Annotated in this window: 21 protein-coding genes; 15 read left to right on the top strand and 6 right to left on the bottom strand. The window is 38.0% G+C overall.

What is annotated here, in order from left to right:
- Positions 1–4: 4 nt before the first annotated feature.
- The 5 genes from WC707_05555 to WC707_05535 all read left to right on the top strand — a co-directional run bounded on the left by WC707_05555 (position 5) and on the right by WC707_05535 (position 2,838).
- Complete coding sequence (locus WC707_05555) at positions 5–412, top strand: hypothetical protein (GenBank protein ID MFA6066617.1); 408 nt, start codon at positions 5–7, stop codon at positions 410–412.
- A 115-nt stretch (positions 413–527) separates the two neighbouring features.
- A complete protein-coding gene (locus WC707_05550; protein ID MFA6066616.1) occupies positions 528–1,193 on the top strand; it encodes a hypothetical protein in 666 nt (221 codons plus the stop codon).
- Entirely contained in the window at positions 1,177–1,500 is a 324-nt protein-coding gene (locus tag WC707_05545) for a hypothetical protein (GenBank protein ID MFA6066615.1), read from the top strand. Before WC707_05550 ends, WC707_05545 begins: the two co-directional genes overlap by 17 nt.
- Positions 1,501–1,541: 41 nt before the next feature.
- Positions 1,542–2,294, top strand: a complete 753-nt coding sequence (truA, locus tag WC707_05540; protein ID MFA6066614.1) for a tRNA pseudouridine(38-40) synthase TruA — start codon at positions 1,542–1,544, stop codon at positions 2,292–2,294.
- A complete protein-coding gene (locus WC707_05535) occupies positions 2,287–2,838 on the top strand; it encodes a GNAT family N-acetyltransferase (protein ID MFA6066613.1) in 552 nt (183 codons plus the stop codon). Before truA ends, WC707_05535 begins: the two co-directional genes overlap by 8 nt.
- A 7-nt stretch (positions 2,839–2,845) precedes the next feature.
- Here the strand turns inward: WC707_05535 and WC707_05530 are convergent, their stop codons facing one another.
- Genes WC707_05530 through WC707_05520 form a run of 3 tightly spaced genes read right to left on the bottom strand, consistent with a single transcriptional unit; the run spans position 2,846 to position 6,700 of the window.
- Positions 2,846–3,994, bottom strand: coding sequence for a hypothetical protein (locus WC707_05530; GenBank protein ID MFA6066612.1), 1,149 nt, complete (start codon positions 3,992–3,994; stop codon positions 2,846–2,848).
- A 30-nt stretch (positions 3,995–4,024) separates the two neighbouring features.
- Entirely contained in the window at positions 4,025–5,179 is a 1,155-nt protein-coding gene (locus tag WC707_05525; GenBank protein ID MFA6066611.1) for a hypothetical protein, read from the bottom strand.
- 6 nt (positions 5,180–5,185) lie between these two features.
- Positions 5,186–6,700 (bottom strand): Rne/Rng family ribonuclease, encoded by a 1,515-nt coding sequence (locus tag WC707_05520; GenBank protein MFA6066610.1) that lies wholly within the window; start codon positions 6,698–6,700, stop codon positions 5,186–5,188.
- 146 nt (positions 6,701–6,846) lie between these two features.
- On the opposite strand from WC707_05520, the gene WC707_05515 reads away from it, so the two are divergent.
- Positions 6,847–7,464 (top strand): OmpA family protein, encoded by a 618-nt coding sequence (locus tag WC707_05515; GenBank protein ID MFA6066609.1) that lies wholly within the window; start codon positions 6,847–6,849, stop codon positions 7,462–7,464.
- 18 nt (positions 7,465–7,482) lie between these two features.
- On the opposite strand, the gene WC707_05510 is transcribed toward WC707_05515, so the two are convergent.
- Positions 7,483–8,094: a hypothetical protein gene (locus tag WC707_05510; protein MFA6066608.1), complete on the bottom strand. Its 612-nt coding sequence runs from the start codon at positions 8,092–8,094 to the stop codon at positions 7,483–7,485.
- A gap of 147 nt (positions 8,095–8,241) precedes the next feature.
- Between WC707_05510 and WC707_05505 the strand changes: the two genes are divergently transcribed.
- The 5 genes from WC707_05505 (at position 8,242) to WC707_05485 (ending at position 9,602) form a co-directional block, all read left to right on the top strand.
- Entirely contained in the window at positions 8,242–8,607 is a 366-nt protein-coding gene (locus WC707_05505; GenBank protein MFA6066607.1) for a hypothetical protein, read from the top strand.
- A gap of 108 nt (positions 8,608–8,715) precedes the next feature.
- Positions 8,716–8,931 carry a hypothetical protein gene (locus WC707_05500; protein ID MFA6066606.1) on the top strand — a complete coding sequence of 72 codons (216 nt, stop codon included), beginning with the start codon at positions 8,716–8,718 and terminating at the stop codon, positions 8,929–8,931.
- A 20-nt stretch (positions 8,932–8,951) separates the two neighbouring features.
- The gene (locus WC707_05495; GenBank protein ID MFA6066605.1) at positions 8,952–9,152 is read left to right on the top strand and encodes a hypothetical protein; all 201 of its coding nucleotides are present in this window, start codon (positions 8,952–8,954) and stop codon (positions 9,150–9,152) included.
- A gap of 10 nt (positions 9,153–9,162) precedes the next feature.
- Positions 9,163–9,375, top strand: a complete 213-nt coding sequence (locus WC707_05490) for a hypothetical protein (protein MFA6066604.1) — start codon at positions 9,163–9,165, stop codon at positions 9,373–9,375.
- A gap of 8 nt (positions 9,376–9,383) precedes the next feature.
- A complete protein-coding gene (locus tag WC707_05485; GenBank protein ID MFA6066603.1) occupies positions 9,384–9,602 on the top strand; it encodes a hypothetical protein in 219 nt (72 codons plus the stop codon).
- 38 nt (positions 9,603–9,640) lie between these two features.
- Here the strand turns inward: WC707_05485 and WC707_05480 are convergent, their stop codons facing one another.
- Both WC707_05480 and WC707_05475 read right to left on the bottom strand, forming a co-directional pair.
- On the bottom strand, positions 9,641–10,660 hold the full coding sequence (locus WC707_05480; GenBank protein ID MFA6066602.1) for a ribonucleotide-diphosphate reductase subunit beta: 1,020 nt from the start codon (positions 10,658–10,660) through the stop codon (positions 9,641–9,643).
- 20 nt (positions 10,661–10,680) lie between these two features.
- On the bottom strand, positions 10,681–13,161 hold the full coding sequence (locus tag WC707_05475) for a ribonucleoside-diphosphate reductase subunit alpha (GenBank protein ID MFA6066601.1): 2,481 nt from the start codon (positions 13,159–13,161) through the stop codon (positions 10,681–10,683).
- A 359-nt stretch (positions 13,162–13,520) separates the two neighbouring features.
- On the opposite strand from WC707_05475, the gene WC707_05470 reads away from it, so the two are divergent.
- The 4 genes from WC707_05470 (at position 13,521) to WC707_05455 (ending at position 22,310) form a co-directional block, all read left to right on the top strand.
- Entirely contained in the window at positions 13,521–14,384 is an 864-nt protein-coding gene (locus WC707_05470; GenBank protein ID MFA6066600.1) for a thioredoxin family protein, read from the top strand.
- Between the two features lie 20 nt (positions 14,385–14,404).
- On the top strand, positions 14,405–16,825 hold the full coding sequence (locus WC707_05465) for a tail fiber domain-containing protein (protein MFA6066599.1): 2,421 nt from the start codon (positions 14,405–14,407) through the stop codon (positions 16,823–16,825).
- Positions 16,826–16,920: 95 nt separating this feature from the next.
- Positions 16,921–19,524: a tail fiber domain-containing protein gene (locus WC707_05460; GenBank protein MFA6066598.1), complete on the top strand. Its 2,604-nt coding sequence runs from the start codon at positions 16,921–16,923 to the stop codon at positions 19,522–19,524.
- Positions 19,525–19,619: 95 nt separating this feature from the next.
- Complete coding sequence (locus tag WC707_05455; GenBank protein ID MFA6066597.1) at positions 19,620–22,310, top strand: tail fiber domain-containing protein; 2,691 nt, start codon at positions 19,620–19,622, stop codon at positions 22,308–22,310.
- Positions 22,311–22,344 lie beyond the last annotated feature (34 nt).

The raw sequence follows: 22,344 nt of genomic DNA, 5'->3' as shown, positions 1-22,344 counted from the left end.
AATTATGAAAAAAATAATACTTTTATTAAACACAATTTTGTGCGTATCGCACGTATCAGCAGCAGAATCAGTCAAAGATTTCCCTTACTTTATGCATAAACCAACAGAACTTCAAGTAATAGAAGTCATGAATCACCCGTTATGCGTAGCACTCATAGATAAAACAAAAGATGAAAATGAATATGGCGATAAAGTAATTAATCGTGAAAAATTAGAAAATTTTAGAAAGCTTGCCGTTCTCAAGGATGCTGGAGAACATATAGATTGGATAGATCAATCCATGGCTGCTTTTTTTGAAGATAATAAAGCAATGGCAATTTATAATTGTGCTACTATATATTTAGATTTTGTACGTCTTGTAGAAAATCATGAAATATTAGTTCCAACGCTCATTGCAAAAGAATCACTGTAAACGCATTTTCGTTATTTTTTATCCCAATAACTGCATAGTCTTTGACATTGTAAATATTGCTTGTAACATTGTGTAGAATGTTTTTTGTAGTATAAAAAATTAGGATAAAAAATACATGAAAAAAATACTTTTATTATCATGTTTAGCGCTTTATATATCAGCAGAAGAAGATAGCAATACGGTAGATCAGCTTCTACAATCAACAAATCCAGGAACGACCGAAAATACCGCAGAAAGCGCATTTCAAACAGCGCCCGTCAAAAAGCCCAAAAAACTTTCTCCATTTGAACAAATAGATCCCACTGATTTTCCATATGTTTGGCGCTATGCAAATGATATCGAAGAAAAACCTCAAGCCATTCCTGAACCTACCGATCAAGATTCTTCTCAACCTATTATTCAAGCTGTTCCTAAAAAACGTACACCAAATAAAGTTGAGATAATTAAAATAACGAATCACGCATTATGCCAATCAATAGCAGAAAAAGCTCAAGATAAAGATGGAAAACTTGATCGCGAACAATTAGAAACAGTTAAAGCGTCTGCTCATGGTACCGCTCTAGAGAAACCTGAAAGAACCTGGGGACAGTTTTTTTCATGGGATAGAGCAACATATTCTGACAAAGATTTGCGCGATCAAAATGACAGAGCAATGGCTATATACAATTGCGCAGAAATATATTTATATCACAGATCGTTTTTAGAAGACCAAGAATTTCTTAATAATTTTTTAAAAAAAGAACCAAAAGAGCCCAAAGAATCTCATGATACAGCACAATAAAAAATATATTCTTATAGCTCTCATATGCTCAGTGTCGCCTACTATTATTCTTAAAGCGCAATATGCGCGAACTTCTGAGCAACCAAAAATTGCTATAGCAAATGGGGTAAAAAAATGGGCGATTGCTGAAAATGGTATAAAGACAATTATTTATACTGATATGGAAAGTTCTATAAAAGCAAGCAAAGAAAAAACCGCTGGAAGCCAAGCGAGTTACGCTATAAGAACCCCAGTGCTCCCCGCCAATCCTATATCTGCATATGAGCTATTTATAAGCTTGAAGAAAAAATTCAAAGAAAGTGCATAATAAGCAAAATAAGATATAATAAAAAAATACAGGGAAATATTATGTCGTATTACAAACTTATTATCGCATATTCGGGAACAGCGTATCATGGATGGCAGCAACAAAAAGATGCTGTATCTGTGGCCGGCATGCTGCAGGCGCGTTTTAAAAAAACGTTCGGTCATGATATTACACTTGTTGGGGCTTCACGAACTGATGCAGGTGTGCATGCCATGGGTCAGGTTGCTGTTTTTAAAACAGAAATTACGATAGAACCTACGATTATGATGCGCGCCTGGAATGGGTGCCTTCCACCGGATATTCTTATAAGATCGCTCGATTTTGCACCAGAGATATTTCATCCGCAACGCAACGTTCTTGAAAAGACATATTATTATCACATTTTTACGCAACGACCATTACCATGGTTTGCGCCATATGGCTTATATTATTATCGCCCTCTCGATAATCAAAAATTACATGACGCTTTGCAAGTATTTGCCGGCACGCATGATTTTCGCTCATTTTGCACAGGCGATGATATGGAATGCACCATAAGAACGGTAAATTCTTTAACGTTTTCTTACATGAAAAGATATTCTATGTATCGTATTATAGTTAAAGGTCCCGGTTTTTTGCGTTACATGATTCGTCGAATGGTAGGAGCCGCAATTAATGTTGCTTCCACCGATATTCCCGTAGAAAAAGTTACAGAAGTACTTGAACAAAAACATCCTCTTCATACGCTCCCTACTGCACCGGCACATGGGCTTATGTTAAGAAAAATTATATACACAATGGACACTCATGAATAAAAAACTTGTCTGGACTGGAATAATAGGTCTCAGTTTTACTCTCGCCATACTGATCGGCAATTATTATTATACCCACACAGCTCACGATGGTATTTGTACGTATAACCCCACCAGTGACCGCGCATTTATTTTACAACTGTTTAAAAAAAATTGGCACTGGCTGGTGAGCGAATACTCTACTGATTTTTCTGCGGAATACATGCTTGATAATAAAGCATCATCACAAAGCCCTGAACATAACAATAATTTATCGCTCATGGTCTACCGAGTCGATAATAAGCCTGTTGGATTTACTGCGTATTATCAAAAATCTTTTTATATGGGTTTTATTCTTTTTCTTGTTGTTGATGAAGAACATAGAAAATCTGGTTATGCATCCAAGCTTCTTGATTATGGCATACAGGATCTGTTTAATCGTGGCTGCACGGTCATTCAACTTATCACACGCGTTTCTAACATACGAGCTCAATCGCTCTACAAAAAACACGGTTTTGTAGAAATTTGGCGCGACGAAGAATTTGTTCGCTTCGAAAAAACTCGATAAGCGCTCATCAGTGATGCGTTAATAAATATCTTCTGCACGCCTGAGTGTTGTTGTCTACGCCACCAATGGTGCATAAGCTGCCAGGAGCAACATTGTTATTGCCACCAACAATTACATCAGAAACGTTCGATGCTGGTGGGCATAAGTGCCTATATTTTGAATCTTTTTCAAACAAATAAATTCTTTTTGCATCACCATCAATGCAAGACTCGGTGCCATCAATTACTTCACGGAATCTTGGACCATAGTGAGCATAATAACTTCGCGAATTTCTCAAAAAACCATCGAAATATCTTGGTCGATAAAAAAATATTGTTCCACCGAGTATATTCTTGTCACAAACAGGTTTATTGCATCGAATCCATCCCCACAGCAACATGCCCGTAAAATGATTATAGGCTTCGATCACCGCACGAATACTATCAACAACACCGGCCGACCTTTCTTTTTGAAGTAGCTCAGTAATGTCATCACATTTAAGATAGGGGAGTAATGCAACAATATCTTTTTCTGTTACTGGTATAACACCTTTATGTGCTGCGCATGTCATATCGGCGTTATCAAGTATATTATTTACAATATCCATAACAGGGTCACCGGTTTTCAACTTAAGTTTTCGTTTGAGCAGTGCTGCAATTAAATAGTGTTCTTTGCGCTGAGCTCTATTACTAGGCTGAAATAAGCTTGTACGCAACGCACCGCCAATTCTATTGTTATTGGCCCTATCAACTATTTTAAAAAATAATTCTTTATCGACAGGAATAAGATCAATATCATCAGCTGCATCAATTATTTCTTGCGGCATATGATGATATTGTTGATTATAAAAACGAACGAGTGATGCCCCATAAAAAGATACTGGGGTCAGCGCTGCTGCCAATGAAACTGCTCGGGCGCTATATGAATTTGAAGCAAAATAACAAATCACAGAAATTGGAACAAGGGGAAGCATAACTATATTGTGAGAAAAACTATGATGCGTTGGAAGCTTTTCTATCACCATCCACGCATCACGATATTGTTCGGAAGATGGACATCTAAAATTACGACTTACATGTTCCCTTGGTATATCTTTACAAAAACCATACCCACCGCATAGAAGACTACAAGAATATATATATAAAAAAAATATTATTATATTTTGCTTATAGCTCATACCCATTCTACTCTCGATTTTAGTTAAAAATCATACTTCGTGAATTATTTTTTTCCTATTGTAATAATCAGTTAAAACCCTGACATTCCGCCCATGGTCTACTGTGGGGGAAAAAAAATCATGAGACAATTCTGTAGATTGACCATTATATTTTGTATCATTGTAAAAACAATAGGCTTTCATAATTTCTTGTTCTTCAGAAGTCTGGTAATGACCACTGAATTGAAATGGTGGACCAAAAGATTTATAAAAAATATTATACTTGGGGTGAGTAAAGCCAAAAAACCTAGGTCTGTAAATATTATTATTGGTACTAATATTATCACACGTAATGTACTTCTTTTTTAATAGATCATCATAATAAGTATAAGCTTCAATTATATCACCAATATTTGCCCTTCGAACGTCACTACGTTTATCTGCTTCCACATGTTGCGGGGATGGCGCAAATGCATCCAAAAGAGTGTTAACTGTTCGTATTGGGGGTTCCGGCAGCTGGGCTTCTTGTTGTGATAGTTCTAAGATTTCATGATGTTTAAGATAAGGAAGAAATTGCACGACATCTTTTTCAGTTATGTATACTAGTCTATCTGGTAAAGGTTTTATATCTGCCTGATACAGCGTTTCTTTGATAACATCGAGTACAGGGGTACGCTTATCAACAAGCTTTTTACTCAGCATTGATATTACTAAGTTGGATTTTTTTGCGCTTGTATCGGCTGCATCACTTAACGTAAAAAGATCCTCTCTGTATACGCCTAAACGCTCGCTACTTTCACATGCTTTTTGTTTCATCTTCTCAAACAATGCTTTATCAACAGGAACAAGACAAGTGGCTTCTGCCGCATCAACAATTTTTTGCGATATATCGTGATATAATACTTGGTACTTAGAAAAATAATTAACCACAGGAAATGCGTAATAATGCAACCATGTATTTACTAAAGCTCCACCTAAAAAATATTGTTTTACATCTGCAGAAGGACTAAAGGTCAGGGCAGCAATTGCAGAAAGCCCTAATGCAGAACAAATTATAAATTTAGGAGAAAAAATTGCATTAATTTTTGCTTCTAATATTGTTTGCTTATAACGATACGTTTCAAAAAAAGAACGCTCTCCAGAACCATATAAAATATTGCCGCCTGTACATACAAATAAAAGAATTATTACTTTTTTATAGTACATACAAAATTACTCTATAGAATAAAGGCCCATGGAACATTGATTTTCGCTCAGCAATGTAATTTTGCATCCATATGTTTTTTCCAAATCTAAAATAGAATTATACTCAACCGATGTAATATACTCTAATATTTTTGAATGAACAGAAAGAGTAATATCATCGCCGATTTTATTTTCTACCAAATCGCGCTTCAACGTGCGCAATATTTCATAAGATTCTGTTTTTACCGACTTAACATAGCCCAACCCACGGCATTCTGCGCATGTTTCCATCATCTGCTGCGTTAATGTTTTTCCAGATCGCTTACGTGTCATTTGCACAAGACCGAATTCTGAAACACGTAAAACAACTGACTGGAATTTATCACGCTCTTTAAGTGTTTTTTCTATAAATCTAAATAGTTTTTGTTTATTGTGGCCACTTGCCATATCAATAAAGTCGATAACAATGAGCCCGCCAATATTACGGAGCCGCAATTGTCTGACAATTTCCTCTGCCGCCTCTAAATTAGTCTTTAAAATAGTTTCTTCTAAATTAGTTGCACCAATATATCGACCAGTATTAACGTCAATAACGGTCATCGCCTCAGTAGCTTCTATTACTAATGATCCACCAGACTTGAGAATAACTTTTTTCTGCAATGCCTGCTTAATCTGTTTTTCTATATCATATTTTTCGAACAGCGGCGACTGTCCTTCATATAGTCGGATTTTTTGAGTATGTTCCGGCGCTATACTCTTAACAAATTTATAAATACGATTTTGAGTATCGGCCTTATCACACACAACAAGCTCAACGTCATTATCAAGATGGTCTCTTACTGCTTGCAAAACTAAATCTATATCTTCATGCAAGACTTCGCATGGTTTAGCTTGTTTGAATTTTTGCTGCAAATTTTCCCAAACACCCGTAAGATATTCAACGTCTTGCAAAATTTCTTTGGCCCCCTGATTTTCAGAAGTTGTTCTAATAATTGCTCCCATGCCTTCTGGTAAATTATTCAACAAGAGCTCTCGCAATCGTTGGCGCTCTTCGCGCTCTTCTATCTTTTTAGAGATGCCTATTCTTGGAATGTTGGGCATGAGTACAATAAATCTTCCAGGAAGCGTAAAGCAGGTTGTCAGTTTGGCCCCTTTTTCATAAACAGGCTCCTTGCTGACTTGTACAAGAATTTCTTCGCCTTCGCTCAGAATTTTACTAATATCAAGCTCTTTGCGCGTAAATTCCCCGCGTTCTTGAGAATCATCTTCTTCTATATCCTCTAATTGATCAGGACCAGCCATGCGCTGTATCGCCAGCTCACGATCGATTTCAGAGATATGTAAAAACCCAGACCGCTCCTGTCCGATATCCACAAAGGCTGTCTGAATCCCCGGTAATATTTTGGTGACAATCCCCTTTATATAGCTTCGCTCCAAAGTATGCGTCGCATGGGCACCGAAATAGATATTTTGCAAGAGATCATCGCGAGTTATAGCGATCCTCGTTTGCCACAAACTGTCATTGATAAGAATTTTTTTCATAATAAGTCCAAATATTTTTTAAGCCTTTAAGCTATTATATTTTTTTAGTATAACACAATGTAGCCCTTCTGCGATAATTAAGTGGAACATTTGCAAAAAATGTGCTACTATTCATGCGTTTTAGTAGGCCCAAACGGAGATATTTTATGAAAAATGGATTATTTTTTTTGACAATTGTCCTTTTCTTGCTTCCCTCATGCGGATTAAAAAAGAAAAAATCATGCATATCTGAAAATAAAACATGCGAGATTAAAGTTGACTATCAGGATGGAGACGGCAAGAGCCTTTTTGTCGATGATATTGATGCTTTTGTTTTTGAAGAAGAGGTTGATCCATATTCTTCATATATTCAAGAGGGCGGAGATCTAAAATTTTCTGATATAGCAGACAATAGTTTGTTAGAAAATGACAATCATATTTTAAAAACAATATATTTTGATTTTGACCAATATGTTATTCGTCAAGATCAACAATCAGCACTTTCCTATAATCTTGAAAACATTCGCTCCATTGCGGCAGAAGGTAAAATTATAGTGATCGAGGGGCATGCATGTGATTCTGCAGGTTCTCCAGCATACAATATGGCACTTTCACACAAACGAGCTCAGCATTTATATAATTACTTAATCAAGCATGGCATTCCTGCCAATAAACTTAAAGTTGTTGGTCGCGGCAATGAAATGTGCGTTGTTCAAGGTGGAACGCGTGAACAGCAGGCTCCAAACCGCCGTGTTGAAATGCACGTTCTTAGTCCAAAAGTTTAAAAAACATTAGATATTTAATTAATAAGGGCTCAGCCATAAGGACTGGGCCTTTTGCGTGGTGGTTAAACAACCTATCATAAGCTCATCACGTTCTTTCATAATCTCTTTAATGGCGTTTGGTATTGCCTCCGGAGAACACTCACTGTTATTCTTGTCTACGATTTTATATGCATCATTAATTCGATAGTCAAATATTGGAGCCAGAACACCAAGAACTTGCACCAATGGATGCATGCTTTGAATATCTTTACGCAATGTTTCATTCTGTAATTCGCAACATTTTTTGAGACGACATGACTGCTCAAGTAACAACTCTTTGTTTATGAGATCTTGGTGTATCTTACTTTTTTCTTTATGCACCAGCACGTTTTTATCTCTTTCTTGCTCAAGTAACTGCGCTAAAGCTCTATTATGTGATTGCTGATCAGCCATCAACCGAGCATGCTTTTCTTCCAATTTTCGCCGTGTATATCCAGCATACCAACGAAAAATTAATCCCGTAGTAGCAGCTCCAAAAAAATAACCCGCCACAACATGGATTCCTATAGGAAAATCCCATCGCTGGCCCGATTCTATATGTTGTGACAACAATAAACAACTCATTATTATTATGACATGCACTTTTTTCATCGTAATCCCTCATATCTTTGTAATTTGAATACAGGTATAGAATGCGCATAATACTATAATCAAGATTTTATAAAAAAATAAAATTATTGCCTAATTGAACTATTTTATGATATATTTTTAAATATAATAATTACGATAGGGGCATATATGAATTACAAAAAAAAATATAAAAAAAGAATTGGTTATATAGCCTATATAGCTATTGGAACGTGCTCATCGCTCCTTATGAGTGATGACTCAAGCCGATTAATATCTGTAGAGACTAAAATTGATGCCGTGGTGAATGACCTTCAAAAAATAAAAAATGAACTCATTAGTATGAATAGATCACATGAAACCGCTCTAGATAATATACTTAAACACGTAACAGGCCTAGCTATATCAGTAAATAAAATAACGGGACAAAAAGAGCCGGTCTTAGCAAGTAGCGTGTTAATGGCTCCAACTAGTAATATAACACCGCAATTACTCCAGCCAATTGCAACTCTCAAGCCGGCAATGCCCATTAAATAAACTCGATACTCCATCAAGATAAGTTTTATAATAGAAATTTTATTGATTTTTTTAACGCATTCATGATACTATTAATATTAGATAGGCGCTACAACTAAAGAGGTTGATATGAATTATAAGCTAAAGGCTTTTTATGTGGCTTTTGTGACTGTTGTATATGTTGGCGTGGTTCATACCGCGCATAAGCAAAAGGTACCGCATGTAACTCTTCATGAGCGCCTTGAAAAGATTGATAGTCGCGTATCAGCTCTGGAAGAGAAATATCAGAAGCTTTCAAAAAAAGTTAGCGACATGCAAGATATCTTAGAAAGTTCAGAAGATTAATAAATAAAAGGGGGAATGGTATGTGTACAAAAAATTTTGATAATGATCGTCAGGAAAAAGTAAATCGACATTTGCATAAAGATATTATGTTGCTCAAAGAGCAACTTGAAGAATTAGCAGAGATTATGTCCGAGTTTCACTCATGTGAGTGTGCTGAAGAGCACGAGCATGAGGAAGATGAAGATGAAGATATTGAATGTTGCGAATATTTTGATAAATAAGGGTATGGCTATGAAAAAAATTATAATAATGCTCGTATTTTTAATGGGCGCCCGCGTGTGTGCGACATCAGTAGTAAAAGTTTGTAAATCACTTGATAAACAAGAATGTATGATGTGTTGTTCGCAGACGGTATCGGCATCTGATGAAATGGGCCGACGAAAATGTTTAGAAAGATGCGGTTATATCAATGAGCCGTTCACAACGGCCGATGTTAATATATAGGTTTTGATATGCAAAAAAAACCAAAAAAATATATTAATATGGTACTGCTATTGGTGAGCGTAGCGTGCGCTTCTGCTTATTCAAAACCAGAAAATTATCAAGAAGAACAACAATGCAGAGCGATATGTAAATTAAAATACCCATTGTCAGAAATGTGGCAACGACGGTGCGATATCGATCAATGCGGTTTTACTGATCAGCCTAATAGAGTTAACGTAGATACGTAAAAGCAGGCCTGTACAAATATACAGGCCTGCTTTAATTTTTAATCCCACTTAAGAGAACCGGCCGTTTGGTACTCAGTAACACGCGTTTCAAAGAAATTCTTTTCTTTAGTTAAATCAGTTTGCTGACTCATCCAAGGGAATGGATTTTCTTTAAAATACAATTTATCAAGGCCAATGCGCTCTAATCTACGGTCTGCTATATACTCAACATAGTCGGAAAATTGCTGCGCATTAATACCCAAAAAACCTTGCGGGCAAGCATCATAGGCATACATTTGTTCCAAGACAACAGCTTTTTTAATTAAAAGACTAATTTCTGCCTTAAACGCCTCTGTCCATATTTCTGGATTTTCTGAGGTGATAGCATTAATCAGATCACATCCAAATGCTAAATGAATACTTTCATCCCGCATAATATACTCAAATTGTTGCCCAATACCGGTCATTTTATTTTGTCTTTTAAGCGCAAGCATCATGGCAAATCCCGCATAAAAGAAAATGCCTTCCATGATCACATAATAACCAATAAGATCGTGCACAAAACGTTGGACATTCTGGATAGTGTCTGTCGTAAATAGTGGATCAAAAATAGATTTAGTTAGATTAACAACAAACTCATCTTTTTCTTTAATAGATGGAATGGTCAAATACATAGTATAAATTTCTTCTGGATCCAAACCTAATGTATCACAACAATAAATAAACGTGTCAGTATGAACCGCTTCTTCAAATGCTTGCCTCAGTAAATACTGACGGCATTCTGGATTGGTAACATGTCTATATACCGCAAGTACCAAATTATTCGCAGTTAAAGATTCCGCTGTGGCAAAAAATCCTAAATTCCACAAAATCATACGACGTTCTGATGCACTTAATACGGTTGATGATTTCCATTGCTCAACATCAAGTTGCATAGGTATTTCTTCAGGAGTCCAATTATTTGCAACTCCATCTTTATAATGCTGCCGCGCCCAAAGATATTTCATAGGTAAAATTTTATTGGGATCGGTTTTAGAATCATTAATAATTCCATTTTTTGTATACATCATACGTGACATAATAAAGGCTCCTTAATTTGTTATTGGCATGACTCGCAATCTGTATTTTCTATAGAACATGCAGATGCAGCAACCGTTGTACCGGAATCATAATTTCTTTTTTGAGTATATCCAAATGTTTTTGCATCCAACGTTGATTTTTCTATCTGCGTTGCACCTAACGTACGCAAGTAATAAGTTGTTTTAAGGCCACTCTTCCACGCCGTCATATATACATCGTGCAATTTTTGCCCAGAAACGCCCTTCAAAAAAACATTATGTGATTGCGATTGATCAATCCACTTACCCTTAACAGCAGTAAGCGCGATCAACCATTGCGCATCTAATTCGAAAGCGGTTTTATATCTTTCTTTAAGATCATCTGGGATTCCTACTATTGCTCCAATATCGCCATCATGATATTTGATTTGGTTCAGCATATCCTGATTCCACAAATTCAATTCTTTAAGATCTTTCACAAGATAGGTATTAATGTTAGTAAATTCGCCCGTTACGTTCGCTTTTACATACATATTTTTAAAAATTGGTTCAATACATGGATAGCAACCAACAATAGTAGAAATACTTGCCGTTGGAGCAATAGCCATTATATTTGAATTTCTCATTCCATGCTGCCTAACGTAATTCTTTAAAAAATCCCAATCGAGACGTTTTAATCGTGAAACAGTTATAGGCAGACCGCGCTCACGCTCCAATAAATCAATAGTATCAAGCGGGAAAATACCACGATCCCATTTTGAACCATAATAGGATGAATAAACACCACGTTCTTGAGCAAGACACGACGATGCATAAATAGCATAATAAGAAATTTTCTCCATCACTGAATCAGCAAAATCTAATGCAGCTTGTGAGGAGAATGGGATTTTTGCTTTAAAGAGAGCGTCTTGAAAACCCATAAGCCCAAGACCAACAGGACGGTGACGCGTATTAGAATTTTGCGCTTCTTCAATAGGATAAAAATTTAAATCAATAACATTATCAAGCATACGTAATGCAGTAGAAATGGTGCGATGTAATTTTTCTTCGTCCAGCTGCCCATTAATCATATGTTCAGATAAATTGATGGATCCCAAATTACATACAGCCGTTTCATCAGATGATGTATTAAGAGTAATTTCTGTACATAAATTTGAACAATGAACAACGCCAACATGATCCTGCGGAGAGCGTATATTACACGCGTCTTTAAATGTTATCCAAGGATGTCCTGTTTCAAAAAGACGTGTTAACATTTTACGCCATAACTGCTTTGCCGACATGACACGATATTGCTTTATACGTCCTTCGGTAGCCTCGCGTTCATAAAATTCATAACGCGCTTCAAATGCATGTCCGTATAAATCATGTAAATCAGGAACTTCATGGGGTGAAAATAGCGTCCATACACCATCATGAATAACACGTTTCATAAAAAGATCCGGGATCCAATGAGCAGTGTTCATATCATGTGTACGACGCCTATCGTCGCCCGTATTTCTTCTTAAATCCAAGAAATCTTCGATATCAATGTGCCATGTTTCAAGATACGCACAACTTCCACCACGCCTAATACCGCTGCGTGTAATTGCAACGACTATATCATTGGCTATCTTAAGATAAGGAATAACGCCTTGGCTTGTTGCTTTAATACTTTTAATATAAGAACCGGTGCCACGAATGTTTGTCCAATCCGTACCAATGCCACCAGCCCACTTTGATAGTTGCGCATTATCACCCATGCATTTAAATATTTTGCTCAAGTCGTCATCAACAACATTAAGATAACAAGAACTTAACTGCGCAACAGGAAATCCGGCATGAAACAGCGTTGGAGTCGATGGCGTATATGACAATGTTGAAAGTACTTCATAAAATTGTAACGCTCGTTCATTCTTATCTTTTTCCAATAACGCAAGACCCATTGCTATACGCATCCAAAAGGTCTGCGGAACTTCTAATCTGCGACCTTCATGCTTAAGAAGATAGCGTTCATACAAGGTAAACATGCCTGTGTACACAAACATATTATCGCGATCAGGCACAAGATGAGCGGCAAGTCTATCAAGATCAAATGTTGCCATACGTTGATCAAAATAATTATTTTTTACCCCACACTGAATAGCATCAATAAATGATTGTCTATACATTTTTTCACGCTGAGCATGTGGATATTTTTTACCCACAACTTCACGCACTAATCGTTGCAATAATAATTGTGTAGCAACATGATCATAGCTCGGATCAACCTCAATAAACGTACACGCCGCCATACAATAGGCTTTTTCAAGTTCTTGAGTAGTTATTCCATCAAAAATAAGTTTATAAAGTTCCTTTATTAACAAATCTATATTGATATCCTGCTCATGCCCAGAAGATGCTCTCATAAATGCCGTTCTCATTTTAGCATCGCTGAGTTCTACCGTAAGCCCATCTCGTTTTATAACATAAAAAAGTGGTTGCTGCTTATCATATAATGGAATTGAAGCGTTAGAACCCCTTAAAGAATTTTGTAATTCCATAGTAATTATTCCTTATAATAAGTTTTGTATCTCAAAAATATAATGTTTTTTTTACAACCACAACGATTCCCCCGCTACAAATCGTGTAAATTTATGCTCGACTATTCAGGAGTTATACATTTTTTAAATAATACATGAAATGCATTGAGCATTAAATTAATGTAACAGGTTAACCCCCGAGAATCAACAAAAGTCGCATTTTTTTATAAAACGCTTTTTGAATTTTTTTATTATTAAATATATGAAAAAAATATTATTATTAAAAAAAATAAATAACTTGACAAGAGATGTACGCGCGATGCTAGTGTAGATGTGAATAATTTTGAATGCTCATTTCTGTGCATAATTAAGGAGTATATATGATTTTTTTGCATTCGTTTTTGTCTTTTTTGATTATAGCATCAGTTCTTACAAGTACCGATAGTCTTGCAACTCGCAAGCAAAAAGCGCCAACAGCAACTGCTTATACGCTCATAAAAACTACACAGGAATATGATCGGGCACTTGCATCAAAAAAACCAACCGTAGTAATGTTTTCGGCTACATGGTGTGGTGCTTGTAAAATGATGGGGCCTGTTTTTGAAAAATCTGCGCACAAATTTACAGACAAAGTCCAATTTTTAAAAATTGATGTTGATACAAAAGCACTTGATCATATCAGTGATAAATATGCCAAAGATGGCATACCAACCATTATATTTTTAAAAGACGGTGTTGTTGTTGACACCCAAGTTGGTGCTGAATCACAAGAAAAATTTGAAAAAAACGTAGAACGTCTTTTAGATAAAAAGGCTCCAAAAAAAATTGAAAAAAAACAAGAAGTTAAAAAAGACAACAAAAAAAGAGATCATGGGGTGCGAGAAGTTGCAACAATGCAAGAATATAAAAAACTGATCGCTGGGAAAAAACCGGTCATTATAAAATTATGGGCAACATGGTGTGGCGCATGTACGATGTTCACCCCAGCATTTGAAGCGGTTGCTCAAGAATATAAACATCAAGCAGAATTTGTAACAATAAATATAGAAAATAAAGAATTTATCGAATTCGCACGCAAACATGCCCCAGATGGTATACCTGCAACGCTTTTTGTAAAAAATGGTGACATTAAGCTGAAAAAAACAGGCGCATATCCACAAAGCGCATTCAAAAAAATTGTAGAAGATTTTATAAAAGATTCTGCAACTCATAAAAAACATGTTGCAAAAAAATGTAGTAATTAACCACAAAAAAGGGAGATCCTATGAAGAAAATATTTTTACTGTTACTGATGCCAGCGTTAATGGCGCGAGCAGACAACTCTTATCAGCTGGATGCTGATGTCAAAGATAATTTTAATAAACTGCGTGAACTTGTGCGGGAATACAATTATAATGCGCCTGCGCTAGAAAAAGTTTTTAAACACCTTAAAAATTCTGACCAACCAGTCAGCGAAAAATTGTTAGAAAAAGCAGTAAAAGAAGCGCTCGATTTTTTACATAACAACAAAGTTCCTGCTCACCACACAGAATTGCTCTCAACATTCTCAGACTATGATGCAGAAATAAATAAAGTTGACCAAGAAGCAACTCGTGCAACAAAAAAAACATTCAATAACGTTATTGTCAAAAACAGACTCATCACATCAAATTTAACCGTTCTTGATGATGCTCATTTTCTTGGCCTCTTAACCGCAAGCAATATGCTCGTTGAAGACAACGTTATTATTGACGGCAACTTAACCGTAAACGGCTTTTTAAATGCGGCAAACTCTAATTTATCACTTAATAATACGGGTCCAACAGGCGCGACAGGCGCAACTGGTCCTGCAGGCAGTGCTGCAAATATTAATCCCGGCAATAATTTTGAAATAGCTCGCTATACAGGCAATAGTAGCAATGTTATAGAAAATTCTCGTATGACGCTTTCTGAATTTACTACCAGCCCACAAAATTATATTGCCTTAAAAGTAGAAGATGATAATACCTCTTTTGTTATTTCTCCATCAGGCACCGGCGGTCTTATTGGCAATGTTCCCGATAGTACTGCTGTTGGTGGTAACGCCCGTGGCGCAAATGCAGTTGATTGGCAAACAACAAGAACGGACGCTGCACAAGTTGCCTCTGGATCGCGCACTGTCATCAGTGGCGGCCAAAACAATACTGCCAATGGCGTTGCTACCGCAATAGGCGGCGGTATTTCTAATACTGGATCAGGTGATGCGAGCGTCATCAGTGGTGGACAAGGTAATCTTATAACAGCTGGCGGAGATAGAAGTACTATCAGCGGCGGACAAAATAATACTATCTCTCAAACATTCAGTTTTATTGGCGCTGGCACAAACAATAATATTACTAATACGGGCTCAGTTGTTGGCGGTGGTTCTAATAACACCGGTGCAGGTAATTTTAGCTTCGTCGGTGGTGGTGAAATTAATAATACATTAAGCACTGATACAGTCATAGGTGGCGGTACTCATAACTTAATAAATGCAGTGTCTGATGCAGCATTTATTGGTGGCGGGGATACCAATATAATTACCGGAAGAGCCGCTGTAATTAGTGGTGGTGCTACCAATGCGTCATCAGCCGATCACACCTTTATTGGTGGCGGACAAATCAATACCGTTTCTGGCCTTGAGTCAGTTATAGGTGGTGGCAACAGTAATATTGTAACTGCTGCAAACGCAGTAGTTGTCGGCGGTCTCAATAATACCGGAGCTGGTACGTACAGCGTTGTCGGTGGCGGTCTCAATAATGATGCCTCAACTATCGGTTCATTTATTGGTGGCGGTGGCAATAATATCGTTTCTGGCAATACTGGTGCTATAGTTGGTGGCCAAAGTAATACCGGTTCTGGATTGCTCAGCTTTATAGGTGGCGGAGTCCGTAATATTGCTTCTGGTACGTACAGCGTTGTTGGTGGCGGGCAAAACAATGATGCCTCAACTATCGGTTCATTTATTGGTGGCGGTGGCAGCAATATCGTTTCTGGCAATACCGGTGCTATAGCTGGTGGCCAAAGCAATACCGGTTCTGGAGCGTTTAGCTTTGTTGGCGGCGGGCAAAACAATATTGCATCGGGCCTACACAGCGCTGTTCTTGGTGGCCTCAGCAACAAAGCATCTGGCCCAAGTTCTGTTGCTATAGGTGAAACTGCTATCGCAACTAACACTCGTCAATTCGTTATTTCAGATGGCAGTTCCTCACTCTCAGTAGGAGCAGATGTAGGAAATAGCTTCAGTGTAATAGCCTCAAATGGCATTTTCATGAAAACATTACCAGCTGCTGCAGGAACGACAGTAACTTATGACACAACAACAAACCAACTGACCTTACTTCCATCTACTCAAGACCTGAAGGAAAACGTAAAAGGGCTTCCTGATAGTTCTTGGATATATAAGCTCAACGGCAAACAATATAACTACATAAATACTGATCCGGTAGAAAATGTTTCTTTTGGTTGGTTAGCTGAAGATGTTGCAAAAATAAATGACGATCTCGTTATTTATCATGAAAATAAGCCTTATGCACTGCAACATACCGAATTTTTACCATTCATTGTGGAAGAAATGAAGAAGCATGAAAATACTATAAAAAACTTGCAGCAGTCACGAGTGCAAGATATGCAACGCTTGGAAGGCTTGATACAAAAAGTCAAAGCTCTTGAAAGCAAAATTAAATAATTGTTAGGGTATTAACAACAATAAAGAGGGGATGGGAAACCATCCCCTCTTTATCTTTTTATCGCAAAAAACATAGTCACCATACGGGAGATTTAATGAAAAAAAAATTATTAATCTTATCGCTCTCTGCATTAATGGTGCGCGCGGATAGCTCTTATCAACTGGATGCTGATGTTAAAGATAATTTTAATACACTGCGTGAGCTTGTGCGAGAATACAACTATAATGCGCCTGCTCTAGAAAAATTTTTTAAACATCTTAACAATTCTGACCAACCAGTCAGCGAAAAACTCTTACAACAAGCAGTAAAAGAAGCGCTCGATTTTTTGCATAACAACAAAGTTCCTGATCAATACACGGACCTGCTTTCAATATTCTCAGACTATGATGCTGAAACAACTCGGGCAACAAAAAAAACATTCAATAACGTTATTGTAAAAAATAGACTTATAACATCAAACTTGACCGTACTTGATGATGCTCATTTTCTTGGCCTCTTAACCGCAAGCAATATGCTCGTTGAAGACAACGTTATTATTGGCGGCAATTTAACCGTAGACGGTTTTTTCAACGCACCAAACTCTAATTTATCACTTAATAATACTGGGCCAACAGGCGCGACGGGTGCAATAGGCGCGACAGGACCAACAGGTGCAACGGGCGCGACAGGTGGTACTACAAATATTAATCCCGGCAATAATTTTGAAATAGCGCGTTATACCGGCACCAATAGTGATATTATAGAAAACTCTCGCATGACACTTTCTGAGTTTACAACAACTCCACAACGTTATATTGCCATACAAGTAGAAGACACTGACACTTCTTTGGTTCTTTCTCGGTCAGGCACTGGAGCTCTTATAGGCAATATTCCCGATGGTACTGCTGCTGGTGGTAATGCCCGCGGCGCAAACGCTGTTGATTGGCAAACGTCAAGAATTGACTCAACACAAGTTGCTTCTGGTGCGTTAAGTGTTATTGGTGGCGGCGATAATAATACCGCAAGCGGATCTCAAAGTTTTGTTGGTGGTGGCGCATTAAATAGGGCTTTAGATCAAGAAACTGTCGTTGTTGGTGGCGGGAGCAATACTGCCTCAGATCAGAATGCTTTTGTTGGCGGCGGCTTTGGGAATACTGCGAGCAATATTGAAGCTGTCATTTGCGGAGGAGACAATAATACAAGCTCTGGCCAGCAAAGCTTTGTTGGTGGTGGCTTAAGTAATACTGCAAGCGGCGATAATGCCACGGTTGTTGGCGGATCCTCTAATACTGGCTCAGGCTCATTAAGCTTTGTTGGTAGTGGCAACAATAATATTGCATCAAACTTTCGAGCAACTATTATAGGTGGCCTTCAAAACACAGCTAGTGGTCCAAATTCATTTATCGGCGGTGGTTTAAATAATAACGCCATTGGCGCTGGCTCAGTAATTATCGGGGGTCAAAACAATACTGGAAGCGCAACTCTCAGCTTTATCGGTAGCGGGCAAAATAATATTGCATCTGGTAACGAATCAGCTATCGTCAGCGGAACAAATAATACGGCGCAAGGCACAAATTCTTTTATTGGTGGTGGTTTAAACAATACGGGCGTTGGATCTCTCAGTTTTATCGGCGCTGGAACTAATAATAGCGCATCCGTTAGTGAAGCATCCATCGTCGGCGGAACCAATAATACTGTCGGAGGTACTAACTCTTTTATTGGTGCCGGAACAAATAATACAATTAGTGGTGCAAGCGCGGTCATCGGTGGTGGAGCATCAAATACTGGATCAGGAAACTTCAGTTTTATCGGTGCCGGCCAACATAATATTGCCTCTGGATTAAACGCAACTATTGCTGGTGGTAATAACAATATCGCATCAGGACAAAATTCTACTATTGGGGGCGGATCTTTTAACATTGTTGATAATATAAATGGAACAATTGTTGGAGGTTCTTCAAATACCGGCTCTAACGCTTCAATTTTTATAGCTGGCAATGGCAACATCGCGTCAGAAAGTCAAGCTATTGCTATTGGAACAAATAATATAGCAGGAGCTGCTAATTCTATAGCAATAGGTCAAGGAAATATCGCTTTGGGTGTAAGTTCTTTTGCCTTAGGGCAAAATGCTGCCACTGCCCGTTCAAATATGTTTGTTTGGTGCGATGGCTCTCTTAATGATTTTGCAGCAAATCCTGCAAATAGTTTTAATATTTTAGCTTCGGGCGGTATATTTATGCGATCGCTAACAGGCGCTGTAGGCGGAGCGACGGTGGCTTATAATGCAGCAACTTCTCAACTAGGCCTTCTTCTTTCTAGTGCAGAGTTTAAAGAAAACGTTAAAGAACTTCCTGATAGCTCTTGGATATACCAGCTAGAAGGCAAACAATACAATTACATAAATACTGATCCGGTAGAAGATGTTTCTTTTGGTTGGTTTGCGGAAGATGTCGAAAAAATCAATGATAATCTCGTTATTTATCATGATGGCAAACCATTTGCATTACAACATGTTGAATTTTTGCCATTTATTGTCGAAGAGATGAAAAAACACCAGATAACGCTTGAAGAACTTAAAAAGAATCAAGAATTGTGCAAACAATTACAACAAGATATGCAAAATTATCAAAATAAACTTAATGATCTTAAACAAGAGCAAGCAAAAGAAATACAAACTTTAGTACAAAAAATCAAATCTCTTGAAAGCAAGATTAAATAGTTTCTAAGATTACTAACACTTAAAAGAGGGCGCATAATATGCACCCTCTTTTAAGAAGAAACTATCTCACGCAAAAAACGAACGTAGGAGATTCTATGAAAAAAATATTTTTACTGTTATTGCTGCCAGCGTTAATGGCGCGCGCGGATAATGCTTACCAGCTGGATGCTGATGTCAAAGATAATTTTAATACACTGCGTGAACTTGTGCGGGACTACAACTATAATGCGCCTGCGCTAGAAAAAGTTTTCAAACATCTTAAAAATTCTGACCAACCAGTCAGCGAAAAACTCTTACAAAAAGCAGTAAAAGAAGCGCTCGATTTTTTACATAACAACAAAGTTCCTGATCACCATACAGAATTGCTTTCAGTATTTTCAGACTATGACGCCGAAATAAATAAAGTTGACCAAGAAGCAACTCGTGCAACAAAAAAAACATTCAACAATGTTATTGTCAAAAATAGACTTATAACATCAAACTTGACCGTACTTGATGATGCCCATTTTCTTGGCCTGTTAACCGCAAGCAATATCTTGGTCGAAGATAATGTTATTATTGACGGCAACTTAACCGTAAACGGTTTTTTAAACGCACCAAACTCTAATGTATCACTTAATAATACTGGACCAACAGGCGCAACGGGTTCTACAGGAGCAACAGGAGCGACGGGCACAACGGGTGCAACAGGCCCTACAGGAGCAACAGGAGCGACGGGCGCAACGGGTGCAACAGGCCCTGCCAATAATATTATTCCCGGCAATAATTTTGAAATAGCACGTTACACGGGTAATAGTAGCGTAATTATAGAAAATTCTCGCATAACCCTTTCTGAGTTTACTACCAGCCCGCAACGCTATGTAGCCTTAACAGTTGAAGATACTGATACTTCCTTGGTTCTTTCTCAGTCAGGAACTGGGGCTCTTATAGGCAATGTTCCAGATAATCTCATATCTGGCGGTAACGTTCGTGGAGCAAACGCTGTTGACTGGCAGACAACAAGAACTGACCCAACACAAGTTGCTTCTGGAATAAATTCTGTTATTAGTGGCGGCGATAATAATACCGCAAGCGGATCTCAAAGTTTTGTTGGTGGTGGTGTTGATAATCAGGCGATTGGCGTAAGTTCCACTGTTGGTGGCGGCAATTCAAACATTGCTAGCAACTTAAGCTCCACTATTAGTGGTGGCGATAATAATGTCGCATCAAATGTGTATGCTACTATTGGTGGCGGCACTAGCAATCAAGCTTTTGGCTTAGCTTCTGTTATTGGTGGCGGCAATGGCAATAATGCAGTAGGCGCGAATTCCGCAATTGTTGGAGGTGTCACTAACACAGCTTCCGGAAGCTTGTCTTTTATTGGCGGCGGCGATACAAACCAAGCCACCGCAACAAATGCTATTATTGTTGGAGGTCTTAATAACTCTGCCACAAGTATCGGTAATTTTATCGGCGGCGGCGACAATAACACCGCCTCTGGTAATACAGGCACGATTGGTGGTGGCTCAACAAATACCGTATCTGGATTAGACTCTACTATTGGCGGTGGACAAAATAATACCGGCTCAGGCAACTTCAGCTTTGTTGGTGGTGGAGTACATAATATTGCATCAAGTGGTAATGCCACTGTTGCTGGCGGCTCAACCAATACCGCATCTGGAACAAACTCTACTATTGGAGGTGGTACACTTAATAATGCTACCAACACAAATGCTACCATTGCTGGCGGTTCTTCCAATACCGGCTCAAGTACCTCGATTTTTATAGGTGGTGGTAACAACAATATTGCCTCCGCTAATGAAGCGGTAATTGTTGGTGGATTAGCTAATACTGCTTCAGGTGCACAATCTTTTATCGGTGGCGGTCAAATCAACAATGCGATTGGCGCAACCGCGTTTATTGGTGGTGGAACAAACAACACAGGGTCCGGATCACTCAGCGTTATCGGTGGCGGAACACATAATATTGCATCTGTTAGTGAAGCATCTATCGTCGGCGGTACTAATAATACTGTCGGAGGGACCAATGCGTTTATTGGTGCCGGAACAAATAATCAAATTAGCGGTGCGAGTTCGGTGATTGGTGGCGGAGCCTCAAATACTGGATCCGGAACCCTTAGTTTTATTGGTGCCGGACAACATAACATTGCATCAGGTACTTTCAGCTCTATTCCTGGGGGTCTCAATAATACTGCTGCTGGTGCAAACTCTTTTGCTGCAGGAACTAACGCTACTGCCGATGTAGATGGTGCATTTGTATGGGCAGCTGGCGTAGCAGCATCTAGCAATGGTATTAATACATTCAACGTCAATGCCACGGGCGGTATATTTATGCAAAGTATTCCAGTAGGTGTTGGGACTGCATTGAGTATAAGCGGTGCACAATTTGTTACCGTCCCATCTTCACGAAACTATAAAGAAAATATTACTGGCCTCTCCGATAGTTCTTGGATTTATAAACTTGATGGCAAGCAATTTAACTTTAAAGGTCAAGATCCCAAAGAACATATATCATTCGGATGGATTTCTGAAGACGTTGATAAATTAAATCGCGATATGGTTATATATCAAGATGGACAACCTTATTCACTACTGTATAGCGAATTTTTACCATTCATCGTCGAAGAAATGAAAAAACATGAAAATACTATAAAAAGCTTACAGCAGTTACGAGTACAAGACATACAAAATTATCAGCATAAACTTAACGATCTTAAGCAATCTCAAACAAAAGAAATACAAACTTTAATGCAAAAAATCAAGGCTCTTGAAAGCAAAATTAAATAATTGTTAGAGTAGTAACGACAACAAAGAGGGGATG

The sequence above is a fragment of the Candidatus Babeliaceae bacterium genome (assembly GCA_041660765.1).
Lineage (GTDB): Bacteria > Babelota > Babeliae > Babelales > Babelaceae > JBAZVR01.
The sequence above is the reverse complement of the archived record's forward strand: the minus strand, read 5'-3'. Positions and strand labels throughout refer to the sequence as shown.

Excerpts from the sequence above, each read along its gene's own strand:
- WC707_05545 (MFA6066615.1), top strand. The coding sequence starts at position 1,177 with ATGATACAGCACAATAAAAAATATATTCTTATAGCTCTCATATGCTCA.
- WC707_05550 (MFA6066616.1), top strand. The coding sequence starts at position 528 with ATGAAAAAAATACTTTTATTATCATGTTTAGCGCTTTATATATCAGCA.
- WC707_05475 (MFA6066601.1), bottom strand. The coding sequence starts at position 13,161 with ATGGAATTACAAAATTCTTTAAGGGGTTCTAACGCTTCAATTCCATTA.
- WC707_05490 (MFA6066604.1), top strand. The coding sequence starts at position 9,163 with ATGAAAAAAATTATAATAATGCTCGTATTTTTAATGGGCGCCCGCGTG.
- WC707_05480 (MFA6066602.1), bottom strand. The coding sequence starts at position 10,660 with ATGTCACGTATGATGTATACAAAAAATGGAATTATTAATGATTCTAAA.
- WC707_05465 (MFA6066599.1), top strand. The coding sequence starts at position 14,405 with ATGAAGAAAATATTTTTACTGTTACTGATGCCAGCGTTAATGGCGCGA.
- WC707_05510 (MFA6066608.1), bottom strand. The coding sequence starts at position 8,094 with ATGAAAAAAGTGCATGTCATAATAATAATGAGTTGTTTATTGTTGTCA.
- WC707_05470 (MFA6066600.1), top strand. The coding sequence starts at position 13,521 with ATGATTTTTTTGCATTCGTTTTTGTCTTTTTTGATTATAGCATCAGTT.
- WC707_05525 (MFA6066611.1), bottom strand. The coding sequence starts at position 5,179 with ATGTACTATAAAAAAGTAATAATTCTTTTATTTGTATGTACAGGCGGC.
- WC707_05500 (MFA6066606.1), top strand. The coding sequence starts at position 8,716 with ATGAATTATAAGCTAAAGGCTTTTTATGTGGCTTTTGTGACTGTTGTA.
- WC707_05455 (MFA6066597.1), top strand. The coding sequence starts at position 19,620 with ATGAAAAAAATATTTTTACTGTTATTGCTGCCAGCGTTAATGGCGCGC.
- WC707_05505 (MFA6066607.1), top strand. The coding sequence starts at position 8,242 with ATGAATTACAAAAAAAAATATAAAAAAAGAATTGGTTATATAGCCTAT.
- WC707_05460 (MFA6066598.1), top strand. The coding sequence starts at position 16,921 with ATGAAAAAAAAATTATTAATCTTATCGCTCTCTGCATTAATGGTGCGC.
- truA (MFA6066614.1), top strand. The coding sequence starts at position 1,542 with ATGTCGTATTACAAACTTATTATCGCATATTCGGGAACAGCGTATCAT.
- WC707_05530 (MFA6066612.1), bottom strand. The coding sequence starts at position 3,994 with ATGAGCTATAAGCAAAATATAATAATATTTTTTTTATATATATATTCT.
- WC707_05495 (MFA6066605.1), top strand. The coding sequence starts at position 8,952 with ATGTGTACAAAAAATTTTGATAATGATCGTCAGGAAAAAGTAAATCGA.
- WC707_05515 (MFA6066609.1), top strand. The coding sequence starts at position 6,847 with ATGAAAAATGGATTATTTTTTTTGACAATTGTCCTTTTCTTGCTTCCC.
- WC707_05555 (MFA6066617.1), top strand. The coding sequence starts at position 5 with ATGAAAAAAATAATACTTTTATTAAACACAATTTTGTGCGTATCGCAC.
- WC707_05485 (MFA6066603.1), top strand. The coding sequence starts at position 9,384 with ATGCAAAAAAAACCAAAAAAATATATTAATATGGTACTGCTATTGGTG.
- WC707_05535 (MFA6066613.1), top strand. The coding sequence starts at position 2,287 with ATGAATAAAAAACTTGTCTGGACTGGAATAATAGGTCTCAGTTTTACT.
- WC707_05520 (MFA6066610.1), bottom strand. The coding sequence starts at position 6,700 with ATGAAAAAAATTCTTATCAATGACAGTTTGTGGCAAACGAGGATCGCT.